This window comes from Vibrio sp. 10N.247.311.12, from assembly GCF_041467515.1.
GTDB lineage: Bacteria > Pseudomonadota > Gammaproteobacteria > Enterobacterales > Vibrionaceae > Vibrio > Vibrio crassostreae_C.
On record NZ_JBFSUV010000036.1, the window covers coordinates 21,173 to 35,101 of the forward strand.

10 protein-coding genes are annotated in these 13,929 nt (G+C 47.2%); 6 read left to right on the top strand and 4 right to left on the bottom strand.

Annotated features, from left to right (window positions below; all coding sequences use genetic code 11):
* The first annotated feature begins 16 nt into the window (after positions 1-16).
* Positions 17-2,143: a bifunctional GTP diphosphokinase/guanosine-3',5'-bis pyrophosphate 3'-pyrophosphohydrolase gene (spoT, locus tag AB6E30_RS15780; RefSeq protein ID WP_372104323.1), complete on the top strand. Its 2,127-nt coding sequence runs from the start codon at positions 17-19 to the stop codon at positions 2,141-2,143.
* A gap of 177 nt (positions 2,144-2,320) precedes the next feature.
* Complete coding sequence (gene recG / locus AB6E30_RS15785) at positions 2,321-4,399, top strand: ATP-dependent DNA helicase RecG (RefSeq protein WP_372104325.1); 2,079 nt, start codon at positions 2,321-2,323, stop codon at positions 4,397-4,399.
* 215 nt (positions 4,400-4,614) lie between these two features.
* Here recG and envZ read toward each other — a convergent pair whose 3' ends face one another.
* Both envZ and ompR read right to left on the bottom strand, forming a co-directional pair.
* Positions 4,615-5,910 carry a two-component system sensor histidine kinase EnvZ gene (gene envZ / locus AB6E30_RS15790; RefSeq protein ID WP_372104328.1) on the bottom strand — a complete coding sequence of 432 codons (1,296 nt, stop codon included), beginning with the start codon at positions 5,908-5,910 and terminating at the stop codon, positions 4,615-4,617.
* 145 nt (positions 5,911-6,055) lie between these two features.
* Positions 6,056-6,775: a two-component system response regulator OmpR gene (gene ompR, locus AB6E30_RS15795; RefSeq protein WP_004735642.1), complete on the bottom strand. Its 720-nt coding sequence runs from the start codon at positions 6,773-6,775 to the stop codon at positions 6,056-6,058.
* Between the two features lie 178 nt (positions 6,776-6,953).
* Here ompR and greB point away from each other — a divergent pair, with 178 nt between their 5' ends.
* Positions 6,954-7,436 (top strand): transcription elongation factor GreB, encoded by a 483-nt coding sequence (gene greB, locus AB6E30_RS15800; protein WP_017062470.1) that lies wholly within the window; start codon positions 6,954-6,956, stop codon positions 7,434-7,436.
* A 663-nt stretch (positions 7,437-8,099) separates the two neighbouring features.
* On the top strand, positions 8,100-10,430 hold the full coding sequence (locus tag AB6E30_RS15805) for a Tex family protein (RefSeq protein WP_372104331.1): 2,331 nt from the start codon (positions 8,100-8,102) through the stop codon (positions 10,428-10,430).
* Between the two features lie 252 nt (positions 10,431-10,682).
* Here AB6E30_RS15805 and AB6E30_RS15810 read toward each other — a convergent pair whose 3' ends face one another.
* A complete protein-coding gene (locus AB6E30_RS15810; RefSeq protein ID WP_017066129.1) occupies positions 10,683-11,156 on the bottom strand; it encodes a hypothetical protein in 474 nt (157 codons plus the stop codon).
* A 353-nt stretch (positions 11,157-11,509) separates the two neighbouring features.
* Positions 11,510-12,286 (bottom strand): pimeloyl-ACP methyl ester esterase BioH, encoded by a 777-nt coding sequence (bioH, locus tag AB6E30_RS15815; protein ID WP_017063077.1) that lies wholly within the window; start codon positions 12,284-12,286, stop codon positions 11,510-11,512.
* Between the two features lie 93 nt (positions 12,287-12,379).
* On the opposite strand from bioH, the gene AB6E30_RS15820 reads away from it, so the two are divergent.
* Positions 12,380-13,093: a ComF family protein gene (locus AB6E30_RS15820; protein ID WP_170962812.1), complete on the top strand. Its 714-nt coding sequence runs from the start codon at positions 12,380-12,382 to the stop codon at positions 13,091-13,093.
* A 109-nt stretch (positions 13,094-13,202) separates the two neighbouring features.
* Positions 13,203-13,787: a Fe-S biogenesis protein NfuA gene (gene nfuA, locus AB6E30_RS15825; protein ID WP_102332663.1), complete on the top strand. Its 585-nt coding sequence runs from the start codon at positions 13,203-13,205 to the stop codon at positions 13,785-13,787.
* The last annotated feature ends 142 nt before the right edge of the window (positions 13,788-13,929 follow it).

The window sequence follows — 13,929 nt, forward strand, 5'->3', positions numbered from 1 at the left end:
CTTCCGGGCCTTTAATTTGTATCTATTCGATAGCCTCAAAGACGTTGCCCAAGAATACCTAACAGAGCCTCAAATTGAGGCTCTGCGTCAATCTTATGTGGTAGCGAGAGACGCCCATGAAGGGCAAACCCGCTCAAGCGGTGAACCATACATTATCCACCCTGTAGCTGTTTCAAGAATCCTGGCAGAAATGCGTCTGGATATCGAAACCCTGCAAGCTGCTCTGCTTCATGATGTCATCGAAGACTGTGATGTCACTAAAGAAGATCTAGAGGAAAAATTTGGCAATACCGTTGCTGAATTGGTTGATGGTGTATCTAAGCTGGATAAGCTTAAATTTCGTGATCGCAAAGAAGCGCAAGCAGAGAACTTCCGCAAGATGGTTCTCGCCATGGTGCAAGACATCCGCGTTATCTTGATCAAATTAGCTGACCGTACTCACAACATGCGCACGCTTGGGGCACTTCGTCCTGACAAAAAGCGTCGTATTGCTCGTGAAACCCTAGAGATTTATTCTCCACTAGCTCACCGTCTTGGTATTCATAACATCAAGACCGAACTAGAAGAGCTGGGCTTTGAAGCCCTCTATCCTAACCGTTATCGCGTACTTAAAAACGTAGTGAAAGCTGCGCGTGGTAACCGTAAGGAAATGATCCAACGTATCCATAGCGAAATTGAAGGCCGCCTTGAAGAGGTCGGTTTGCCTGCTCGCGTACTTGGTCGTGAAAAAAACCTGTTCTCCATCTACAACAAGATGAAAACTAAAGAGCAGCGCTTCCACACCATTATGGACATCTACGCTTTCCGCGTCGTGGTTGATACCCCAGATACTTGTTATCGCGTACTTGGTCAGGCTCACAGCCTGTACAAGCCTCGCCCTGGCCGCATGAAAGATTACATTGCGGTACCAAAAGCCAACGGCTACCAATCTCTGCACACGTCAATGATCGGCCCTCACGGGGTGCCAGTTGAGGTTCAGATCCGTACTGAAGATATGGATCAAATGGCAGACAAAGGTGTCGCAGCGCACTGGTCTTACAAAGGCAACGGCTCACGCAGCAGTAATGGCACAACCGCACAGGTTAAAGCACAACGTTGGATGCAGAGCTTACTTGAGCTGCAACAAAGCGCGGGTAACTCATTCGAATTCATTGAAAACGTTAAGTCTGATCTGTTCCCAGATGAGATCTTCGTGTTCACGCCGAAGGGTCGCATTGTCGAGCTTCCGGCAGGCGCAACAGCGGTCGATTTTGCTTACGCGGTGCATACCGATGTCGGCAACATGTGTGTAGGTGCTCGTGTAGACATGAACCCTTACCCACTCAGCAAATCGCTGAAGAACGGTCAAACTATTGAGATCATCAGTGCTCCGGGCGCACGTCCGAATGCAGCATGGCTCAACTACGTGGTGACATCACGTGCGCGTACTAAGATCCGTCAGGTTCTGAAGACTATGCGCCGCGAAGAGTCGATTACCTTAGGTCGTCGTCTACTGAACCACGCACTTGGCGAACACTCGATTGGTGATATCGGCCAAGAGAACGTTGAACATGTATTGTCTGATCTTCGCCTAGACAATGTTGAAGACTTACTGGCATCGATTGGTCTTGGTGAGCTGATGAGTATCGTTATTGCTCGTCGTCTACTGGGTGATGCTGACGAACTGACTGAAGTGGAAAACAACAGCGACACACCAAGGAAGAAATTGGCTATCCGTGGTGCTGAAGGTCTACTACTGACGTTCGCTAACTGTTGTCACCCAATTCCAGATGATCACATCATTGCCCATGTATCGCCAGGTCGTGGCCTTGTGGTTCACCGTGAAACGTGTCCAAACGTTCGTGGTTACCAGAAAGAACCAGACAAATACATGGCGGTTGAATGGTCTGACGATTACGACCAAGAGTTCACTGCTGAACTTCAGGTTGATCTGCAGAATCACCAAGGTGCACTGGCTGAGTTAACTAACGTTATCTCGAAAACAGGCTCGAACATTCACGGTATTTCAACTGAAGAACGTGATGGACGCCTGTACACAGTGACTATCTTGCTGACCACCAAAGATCGTGTTCATCTTGCAAGTATTATGAAAAAGCTACGTGTGATGCCACACGCGCTGAAAGTAAGACGTCGTAAGAACTAACGTTTAAACTTGATAATAGTTTTGCCAAGAATTTAAATCCCCTTAATGCTTTATCGCTTAAGGGGATTTTTATAACCGTAATCCTAGTATTTACCGCGCTCCCTCCCATTCCTGCCTGTACAAAAATCCAGTAAAATGCTTGAATAGATCATCTCTCTTACGTTTATGAGCCTTGTTATGTCACAGCTTTTATCTGCTATCCCTCTCAACTCTTTATCTGGAGTCGGCGCTAAAGTCGCAGAGAAACTGGAAAAGGTTGGGCTTAACAACGTACAAGATCTGCTTTTTCACCTCCCTTTGCGCTATGAAGATAGAACACGTATCTACCCCATCCTAAAACTGCACGCGGGCTTATGGGCTGCAGTGCAAGGCAAGGTCATGCATGTCGATACCATTTTCGGTAAACGTAAGATGTTGGCGGTAAAGATCAGCGATGGTAACGGCACCATTACCCTACGCTTTTTCAACTTCACCGCAGGTATGAAGAACAACTTTGCTGAAGGCAAACAAGTGCATGCCTACGGTGAGATCAAGCGCGGTAACATGGGGCTGGAGATTGTCCATCCCGACTACAAATTCTTTGCGCCTAGGCAACAGCCAGATGTTGAAGCCAATCTGACTCCAGTGTATCCAACCACCGAGGGGCTAAGACAAGTCACGCTGCGTAACCTCACCGACCAAGCATTAGAACTGATCGACAAAGCCGCGGTGAATGAGCTGCTACCATCAGGTTTATACGATCACCAAATTACCCTCGCGCAAGCACTGCATACCATTCACAGGCCACCTCCAGGCATTGACCTAGAGTTGTTTGATGAAGGTAAACACCCTGCGCAGCTACGCCTGATTATGGAAGAGCTACTGGCTCAGAACTTATCGATGCTGTCTGTTCGTAGTAAGGGGCAACAAGACAAAGCGATGCCTTTTCCTCCAGTAAATACTCTTAAAGATAAGCTACTCGCTCAGTTACCGTTCTCGCCAACCAATGCACAAGCACGGGTCACCAAAGAGATCGAAGCTGACCTTGAAAAGCCGCACCCAATGATGCGTTTAGTTCAGGGCGATGTAGGCTCAGGTAAAACTTTGGTCGCTGCGCTTGCGGCTGTTCGCGCACTCGAACACGGTCAACAAGTTGCGCTAATGGCACCCACCGAATTGCTTGCGGAACAACACGCGATCAACTTTGCTAACTGGTTTGAGGCGATGGGCATTCAAGTTGGGTGGCTAGCAGGTAAACTCAAAGGCAAGGCTCGTGAAACTGAACTAACACGTATTGCCAGTGGCGAAGCGCAAATGGTGGTCGGTACTCATGCCCTGTTCCAAGAGCATGTCGAGTTCAAAAACCTTGGTTTAGTGATCATTGATGAGCAACACCGATTTGGTGTCCACCAGCGATTAGAGCTACGTGAGAAAGGCGCAAAGCAAGGCTACTACCCACATCAGTTGGTCATGACCGCTACCCCAATCCCACGAACGTTAGCAATGACGGCCTATGCCGACCTCGAAACTTCGATTATTGATGAACTGCCACCGGGACGAACCCCAATTCAAACCGTGGCAATTCCTGATACCAAGCGCGATGATATTGTCGAACGGGTGCGTAATGCGTGTCTCAATGAAGGCAAACAAGCCTACTGGGTATGTACGCTAATTGATGAATCCGAAGTATTAGAAGCGCAAGCCGCGGCCGACACTGCAGAAGAGCTGCAACGCAAACTACCAGATGTAAAAATTGGCTTGGTGCACGGCCGAATGAAACCCGCCGAGAAACAGGCGGTGATGAGAGAGTTCAAAGAGAACAAGCTGCATCTATTGGTTGCGACAACCGTGATTGAAGTGGGCGTGGATGTTCCGAATTCGAGCTTAATGATCATCGAGAACCCAGAACGTCTTGGCCTAGCGCAACTGCACCAACTGCGTGGCCGTGTCGGCCGAGGTTCGGTCGCAAGTCATTGTGTATTGTTGTATCACTCTCCGCTGTCTAAAACCGCTCAGAAACGCCTAGGTGTGCTACGTGAAAGTAACGATGGCTTTGTGATTGCACAGCGCGACTTAGAAATCCGTGGCCCCGGTGAATTGCTCGGTACCAAACAAACTGGCTTGGCTGATTTCAAGATCGCCGATCTAATTCGTGACCAACGTTTGATACCTGAAGTGCAGCGTATTGCGCGTCATATTCACGATAGCTACCCAGACAATGCTAAGGCGATCATCAACCGTTGGTTGGGTGAACGCGATGTTTACTCTAAGGCGTAGTTAACACTAAGGCATAGTTAACACTGAGACCGTATTCAAACGTAAAAAAGGCTTCCTCAAGGAAGCCTTTTTAGTGTGCGTTACTTTCATCAAGCAAGAGCGAGAAGTCCATGGTTAGCAATTCGTCATCCTCGGAGAGGGAAGAATGACCGAGTCGGGGATCTCTTAACCGTTCCCCGAACCGAACTTATCGTCATCAAACGGACCGATGATAACTAGGGCTTAACCGGGAAACTGATCTGCGCTTTTAAGCCACCTTCACTGCGGTTATTGACCACAACAGCACCTTGATGCTGGCTAACGATACGTTTCACAATTGCTAAGCCCAAGCCCGTTCCTTCGCTACCACGAGCCGTGTCACCACGCGTGAAAGGTTCAAACAGCTTTTCGATCTGGTCTTGTGGAATACCCGGCCCGTTATCTTCTACCGTCACCCAAGCAAGCTTGTTATCCGCCGTCATACCAGTTGATACCTTGACCCAACCATTACCGTAACGCAGCGCATTCACCACCAAGTTGCTCACAGCACGCTTCATCGCGATCGGATTACCTAGCGCTGGCTTCATCGATTCTGGAATATCGGTTTCAATCTGAACCTCGTAGCCACCTTCTGAGCTCGACACTTCACGCGCAATATCATCGACGAATACCGCTTGGAACGACTCACGATCGACCGGCTTTAGGTAATCCATAAACTGACTGATGATCTCGTTACACTCTTCGGTATCACTGATGATCCCTTCAGCTAAATATCCATCTTCTGGCGACATCATCTCCGTCGCTAAGCGAATACGCGTTAACGGAGTACGTAAATCATGGCTGATACCCGCCATCAACAAGGCGCGGTCTTCTTCTAGCTCTTGGATGCCTTTCGACATCTGGTTAAAGGCTCGAGTTACCGAGCGAATCTCTTGTGCGCCTTGAACTGGCAATGGCGGTGGAATATCACCTCGCCCGACACCTTGCGCCGCTTTCTCTAGCGCTATCAACGGACGGTTTTGCAATCGGATAAACAGCCAACCACCTGCGACAATCAACAGCGCCATGATCAGACTGTTACGAAACAGTGGTGCAAAATCCTCTTCTTGCAGCTCTGATAACGGAATACGAATTAAAGAGTTGGGTAACTGCGCAATGTCCATCCAAAGCACATAGCTCTCTTTACCCAAGATCAGCCGCACTTCAGTTTCAGAACCCAGCTCCTTGGTCATCTCCTCACTCATCAGGTCGATTGCGACCGCATGGTAATACTCACCCGCCGCTTCGCTGCCCTTGGCGTGAACGGTTACCCCGAGCTGTTCAAGCACACGCTGACGCAATGGCGCATCGATCTCGATATCACTGCCTTGGTCCAATACCAGGTTTAACTCGTGAGCCAAAATCTTATTAAACTGCTGCAAACTTGGCATCAACGCATAGTTAAACACCGCGTAATAAGAAAAAATTTGGCTAGCGACCAATAGCGTTAAGAAAAGCACTATCGACTGAGTAAAGGAGCTACGTATACGCATGGGGTACCCGAGATGTAGAAAGATAAAGAAAGTGTTATATGACTATAACTCTAAACCATTGTGCTGAATAGAAAACGGGCCATCGCATATTAATGAGATGACCCGTAAATAAAGAATTCTGAATCACAGAACGAGCAAAGCTAGATTACACAGCTTTGCCATCTGGAACGAATACATAACCCAAGCCCCACACCGTTTGGATGTAACGAGGTTTACTTGGATCTTCTTCAACTAGACGACGCAGACGTGAAATCTGAACATCGATAGAACGCTCCATCGCTGAATATTCACGGCCACGAGCCATGTTCATCAGCTTATCGCGAGACATTGGCTCACGAGCATTCGTCACCAATGACTTAAGTACCGCAAATTCACCTGAGGTCAGAGGCATTGGCTCTTCACCACGGAACATTTCACGTGTACCTAGGTTCAAGCGGAACTCACCAAAGGCAACCACAGATTCTTCCGTACTTGGCGCTCCCGGAGCTTCAATCACTTGGCGGCGCATTACCGCTTTGATACGAGCAAGCAGTTCACGCGGGTTAAATGGTTTTGGCAGGTAATCATCAGCACCTACTTCCAAGCCCACAATGCGATCCACTTCATCACCCTTTGCCGTCAACATAAGGATAGGCAGCGAGTTGTTTGCGTTTCGTAGACGACGACAGATCGATAGACCATCTTCGCCCGGCAACATTAAATCCAATACCATCAAGTGAAAATTTTCACGGGTTAACAGGCGGTCCATCTGCTCACTGTTTGCCACGCTACGCACTTGAAAGCCTTGCTCTGACAGATAGCGTTCTAGTAATGCACGTAGACGAGCATCATCATCGACCACTAAAATTTTGTAGTTTTCTTGCATGTAATGGTTCCACCTATTAAAGCTCAAACCTAAGGTTAAGCATTCTTGGTAAATTGTATATTGGTATAAGACATTAAAAATGTAACATTATTGGAGAAAAAGTCGCCTAAATAATTGTTAACGTATGTTGCCTTTCTATATATTCTATCTTAGAACATCATTTCATTAAGTCAGATTTATGAAAACCAAACTGATCACCCGAGAAGGTTATAACAAGCTCAAAGCAGAACATGACCACTTATGGCACGAGAAGCGTCCTGAAATCACTAAGATAGTCACTTGGGCAGCAAGCCTTGGAGATCGTTCAGAAAACGCAGACTACACGTTCAACAAGCGTTTGCTTCGTCAGATTGATCGCCGAGTGCGTTTCTTACGCAAGTTCCTGCCTGATGTCACGATCGTTGATTACTCGCCACAACAAGAAGGTAAGGTATTTTTCGGTGCTTGGGTCGAAATTGAGAATGATGATGGGGAAATTAAGAAGTTTCGAATTGTCGGCCCAGAAGAGATCTACGGCGATGCTAAAGGCTATATCTCTATCGACTCACCAATGGCTAGAGCTCTGCTCAAGAAAGAAGTAGATGACGAGTTTACGGTAAAAACACCGGAAGGCGACAAAGAGTGGTTCATTAACTCGATTCGCTACGCAGACAACGAATAACCAAACTTAATAAACACTTAGCGATAAACTGAGTGTTCAGCAAACCCAAACTCCAGATAAAAGAAAACCCCGCAAGGCTTTCGCCTAGCGGGGTTAAGTCTCTATCGCAGCAATCCGGCTACTGTTTATCTCTTCGAGATAAGGTGCTCCCTGCATCTTTCCTTGATAGTGGCTAAATCCTTTAACCAATTTCCTTTTTGTTCATCGCCATCCTAGCGGTGTCCATTCTAGCCTGTCATCCTGACTGGCGAATCTCATCCAGAGATTATCACTTCCTTGCTGACCACTCATCCTAAGTAATCAAATCTTCATCCTGAAGATACCTAGTCCATTAGGCTTTTTCCTGTTCCTGCCAACTCCCTGTCGACAAGTTAAATATTACGGCAAATGGCCGGGTTTCCTAGATAGTCTTAAAAAACATTTCAGGTGAGAAATACGTCCACAAACACACAATCAAATAAAATCAGCTACTTAGTGTAACATCAAGACGATCTCATCGGTCTAAAGCGACTTAGTCTCACATCACTTGTAAGAGATCTCGCACAAAGCGGGTATCAGAAACGGAAATTCGACTTCTGACAGGATAATTACACAGCCAAAGCTAGAAAAAGCGTACGCTCACCCCCATATACTTGTCATGATATTAAATAAGAGATTCATCGGATGAGCCAAGCTATCTGTCGACTGATTGCTGAAGAACTGAATGTCCGTTCTGAGCAAGTCACTGCCGCAGTAAACCTAATTGACGACGGTAACACCGTTCCCTTTATTGCCCGCTACCGTAAAGAAGTTACGGGTGGCTTAGACGATACCCAACTACGTAACCTTGATAGCCGCCTTTCATACCTTCGCGAGCTAGACGATCGTCGCCAAACAATTCTTAAGTCGATTCAAGACCAAGGCAAGCTCACGCCAGAATTAGAGCGTGACATCACTCAAGCCGACAGCAAGACTCGCCTAGAAGATCTATACCTGCCATACAAACCAAAGCGTCGTACCAAAGGCCAAATCGCAATCGAAGCAGGTTTAGAGCCACTTGCCGATACACTTTGGAATGAACCACAGCACGATCCAGAAACGGAAGCGGCGAACTTCATCAGCAACGATAAAGGCATTGCCGATACCAAAGCTGCTCTCGATGGTGCTCGTGCGATCATCATGGAACGCATTGCGGAAGACGCAAACCTACTAGAAAAGATTCGCCAACACCTAACACGCAACTCAGAGCTAGTCGCTCGTGTAGTGACAGGTAAAGAGCAAGAAGGCGAGAAGTTCAAAGACTACTTCGAGCACAACGAAACACTCAGCAAAGTGCCGTCTCACCGTGCACTTGCCATGCTGCGTGGCCGCAATGAAGGCTTCCTAACACTGGCGATGAATGCCGATCCTGAGCAAGAAGAAGGCGCTCGTGGTTCTTACTGTGAGAACATTATCTCTGATCACTACGGCATTACTCTGAGCAGTGCTCCTGCGGATGCTTGGCGTAAGCAAGTGATTAGCTGGGCATGGCGCATCAAGGTTTCTATGCACATGGAAACTGAATTGATGGGCGCAATGAAAGAGCGTGCAGAGATCGAAGCGATTGAAGTATTCGCAACCAACCTAAAAGACCTACTCATGGCAGCGCCAGCTGGTCCTCGAGCAACCTTAGGCTTGGACCCAGGTTTACGTACCGGTTCGAAAATCGCTGTCGTGGATTCAACCGGTAAGGTTTTGGCAACAGAAACTATTTACCCTCACCCACCTCAAAAGCAATACGACAAATCGGCACACGTGGTTGAGCAGATGGTTCGTCAATTCAATGTTGATTTGATTGCGATTGGTAACGGTACGGCTTCACGCGAAACCGACAGCTTTGTGGCTGACGTAATTAAACGCGGCAACCTAAAAGCGCAAAAGATCATTGTTAGCGAAGCGGGCGCATCGGTGTATTCCGCGTCTGAACTAGCTGCAAAAGAGTTCCCGAACATGGATGTATCAATTCGTGGTGCGGTGTCTATTGCTCGTCGTCTGCAAGATCCACTGGCAGAGCTAGTGAAGATTGACCCTAAATCGATCGGTGTGGGCCAATACCAACACGATGTGAGCCAAACTATGCTCGCTAAGCGCCTAGATGCGATTGTCGAAGACTGTGTAAACGCCGTAGGCGTTGATGTGAATACAGCGTCTGCCGCGCTACTTACTCGCGTAGCCGGCCTTTCTAGCACCATCGCTCAGAACATCGTGGATTTCCGTGATGAAAATGGTCGTTTTGAAGCACGTACTACACTGAAAAAAGTCGCACGCTTAGGGCCAAAAGCCTTTGAACAGTGTGCTGGTTTCCTACGTATTATGGATGGTAAGAACCCGTTAGATGCATCATCGGTTCACCCAGAAGCTTACCCAGTAGTGAAAACCATTGCTGAGAAAAACCACAAAGACATCAAATCTCTGGTGGGTAACACAGACTTCTTACGCGGTTTACACGCCATCGATTACACCAATGAGAACTTCGGTGTACCAACGGTAAGCGACATCATTAAAGAGCTCGATAAGCCGGGACGCGACCCTCGCCCTGAGTTCAAGACTGCAACCTTCGCCGATGGCGTAAACAGCGTTTCAGACCTAGAACCAGGCATGATTCTAGAAGGTGTGGTATCGAACGTGGCTAACTTTGGTGCCTTCGTTGATATTGGTGTTCACCAAGATGGCTTAGTTCATATTTCAGCACTCACCGATCGCTTTGTCTCTGACCCACGTGAAGTGGTTAAAGCGGGCGACATCGTGAAAGTGAAGGTGATGGAAGTGGATGTTCAGCGTAAACGTATTGCACTGAGCATGCGTATGAAGGACGAGCCTGGACAAGACAACCGTGCTCAACGTTCAAGTGCACCTCGTACACAAAACCGCTCGAATCAAAACTCGCAAGGTGGCCAACGCCGTCGTGAAGAGCCGCAACAAAACGCTGCAATGGGTGGAGCATTCGCTGCCGCTTTTGCTAAAGCGAAAAAGTAATCCGTTAGCTCACCTAAAAAACGGATTAGCTTAAAAACAGAAAACCTGCATCCCTTAGGGTATGCAGGTTTTTTTATTATGTGTTCAAAAAAGACATCGAAGCTTGGTTGTATTCTTCGTGTTTATACTCAAAATAATTGGAGTTGCAGCTAGGCAACAAGTAAGTTCAGCCCTATGAGCATAGGGGTTCTATGTGATTAGGGTGAACTTACGCAGTTAACAACGCTGCAGCTTCAAGTATGAAGAGTATAATTATAATACGACCAACATCTCTGACGGAGCATGAGGCGCAACAGCATGACCATAATGATACTTTATGACCTTACGTCGTTTCTCCATCTGTCCTTCCTGAATCGCCGCATCTAAAACATGCTTTGGCAGGCGGAAACGCATGGTATAACCTTTGCCTTGATCAGCACTGTATGTTTTCAGTGCCAATAAGCTGAACAGCCGATCAAAAGGGTCTTGTGGCTCTTCTTGGCTAACCGAATTGGCCTCTGACTCGTTCTCCATTTCATAACCTGGATGGTCTGAAGGATCCCAAGCCGACTGCTGCCTTCGTTTATCGTCTGATTTTACCTTACGCTCTGCATTGGTTCTCGCCAATGCTACTGCGGGAGCAATAGGTTCTCGGACTCTATTATCACGCGCAACTTGCTCTGTTTGCACATTAACGGACGGGGCGATTAGTGGCACACTCACTGCAGTTGCAGGTGACACAATCATCGCGAACTCTCCTCAAGAATCGCCCATCAATATTGCCATAACACTGTTGTACCGAGAACGCACAACAGGCATAGCCCAACTTAGCGCAATCAGCTCTGGAGAGAGTTAGGTCTGAGTATCATGCAACACGTTGGTGTTATACCAATCGTAGTAAATAACTGATCATCCTAGCTTGTTAAAATGCTCGATAACGGCGTTAGATTTTTTGATTGTAGAATAACTACTTATCGAAACTACTTGTCAAAAAAAAGCTGCCTTGTTCTCAAGCCTTTTACCTACGCTATTTTTGAACACTTACTTACTGTGATTGGTATTAGCTTATATATCGACCAAGCCGGATATATATTTAGCAATTATTTTTGTGCGAAGCTGACAAGCTCACTGCAAAAGGCATCCGCTTCGGTCATAAACGGTGCATGCGAAGACTGGGTAAATATGTATTGCTCGGTATGAGGCAAGGCTGTGCCTAAGTCTTTCGCAACCTTGATTGGCACCAATCCATCTAATCGACCATACAAGCGTAGCATTGGTACTGAAATCTCAGGCAGTTGTTCACGCAGATCGACATCCGACAGCATCTTTAATCCTGCCAATAATGAGTCAGGGTTCGGCAACGGGCGAGACAGCACCGCTTGCTTGAGTTGTTTTACATCTTGCCTTGCTGAAGGGCTACCCATGGCTTGCAATGCCATAAAGCGTTCGATGGTGGTTTGGAAATCTTCAACCAGTTGCTCGGTGAATGCGCTTAATACGTTGGGCTGAATGCCTCGCCATAACACGGGCTCTTTTGCAGCGGCGAATTTGGGAGAACTGGCGACAGTCACCAGCTTGCTCACGTAATCTGAGTGATGGAGAGCCATGTGCGTTGCGACCAAGCCTCCAAGTGACCAACCCACCCAAATCGCTTGCTTTGGTGCTTCGGCCAAAAGCTGCTGAGCAATCTCTTCAAGATCTTGAGCGTGGCAGTGCGCGCTGTGTCCATACCCTGGTAAATCGACAACATGCACTCGAAAATCAGCTTGTAATGCATTAACGGTTTGTTGCCATACCGCACCGTTCATTCCCCAGCCGTGAACCAGTACTAAATCAGGCCCTTGCCCAGAAACATGCCAATATAACGCGTCACTCATTCTCAATATTCCCTACTTTTTCCATCAGCGATAATCCGCGCTTTTCAGTATGGTGAGCAAAAGGAACACCATAACCCAAAAGCATCACGAGCTATGTTATCCGATTGGCTACAAAAACACACACCACGTCTGGTCACACCTCAATGCCACCTGTGCAAACTTGATAAACTGCCCAGTGATACACATCCTCGATGGTGCAATTCTTGTCTCAAACTCTTTCAGCCAGTACCACGCTGCCAACGATGTGGTTTAAAAACACTGCTCACAGTAGAGCAGTGCGGACAGTGCTTATCTCAACCTCCACCTTGGCATCGCCTCTACTGTGTCGGCGATTACACCTTCCCTACAGCAGGTTACATTCAGCAAATGAAGTACGCTGATAAGTTTTGGTTTGCACGTGATCTATCTAAGCTATTGGCATCACGTATCGAATATCCTGCTCCGCTGATCACCAGCGTGCCGCTGCATTGGCGTCGATATACTCATCGCGGCTTTAATCAAAGTAAGCTGCTAGCCGACTACACGGCTCAAGAGCTTGGCGTTGAAAGTGATGTGCTCTTTCGTCGAATTCGCTCAACGGCTTCCCAGCAGGGGCTGACTAAATCCGCACGATTACACAATCTAAAGAGCGCTTTTGCGCTGCGAAAACAAGACGTTCAAGGAACTATCCCCTCTCACGTCGCGATAATTGATGATGTTGTAACCACCGGCAGTACTGTGTATCAATTATGCCAATTACTACTTGAAGTGGACGTTAAAAGGATTGATATTTACTGCATCTGCCGCACTCCTGAGCCCTCTGGATAAAAGCTGTGAATCACTACTTGTACAGCAATCCAACAAAAAAGGGCTGAATTACAAATCTGACAGGAGTAGAATGGCGCTAATAACCTACAAATCTACTCAGGTATTCGTCGTGTCAAATATTACTATTACAGAAACAGCTCAAACTCACTTTGCCAATCTGCTGTCACAGCAGCCTGAAGGTACAAACATTCGTGTGTTCGTGGTAAACCCGGGTACACAAAACGCAGAGTGTGGTGTTTCTTACTGCCCAACAGATGCTATCGAAGCGTCTGACACAGAGCTTAAATTCGAAGCTTTCTGTGCATACGTAGATGAGCTAAGCCTACCGTTCCTAGATGAAGCTGAAATTGACTTCGTTACTGACAAAATGGGCTCTCAGCTAACGCTTAAAGCACCAAACGCTAAGATGCGTAAAGTCGCAGACGATGCACCACTTGTAGAACGTGTTGAATACGCAATTCAAACACAAGTTAACCCACAACTTGCTGGTCACGGCGGTCACGTTAGCTTGGTAGAAATCACTGAAGACGGCGCAGCTATTGTAGCCTTCGGTGGTGGTTGTAACGGTTGTTCTATGGTTGATGTAACGCTAAAAGAAGGCATCGAGAAAGAACTTCTTCAACAGTTTGAAGGTGAACTGACTGCTGTTCGTGATGCAACTGAGCACGATCGTGGTGAGCACTCTTACTACTAATCACTGATTTAGTGTTAGTTGTTATTTGAAAGGTTGATGCGCAAGCATCAACCTTTTTTGTTTTAGGGCTAAACAGATACGCTCGAACACGATCTCACTATGCTCTTGTATTCCCGAACGAAATAACCCGAATTCTCGGTTG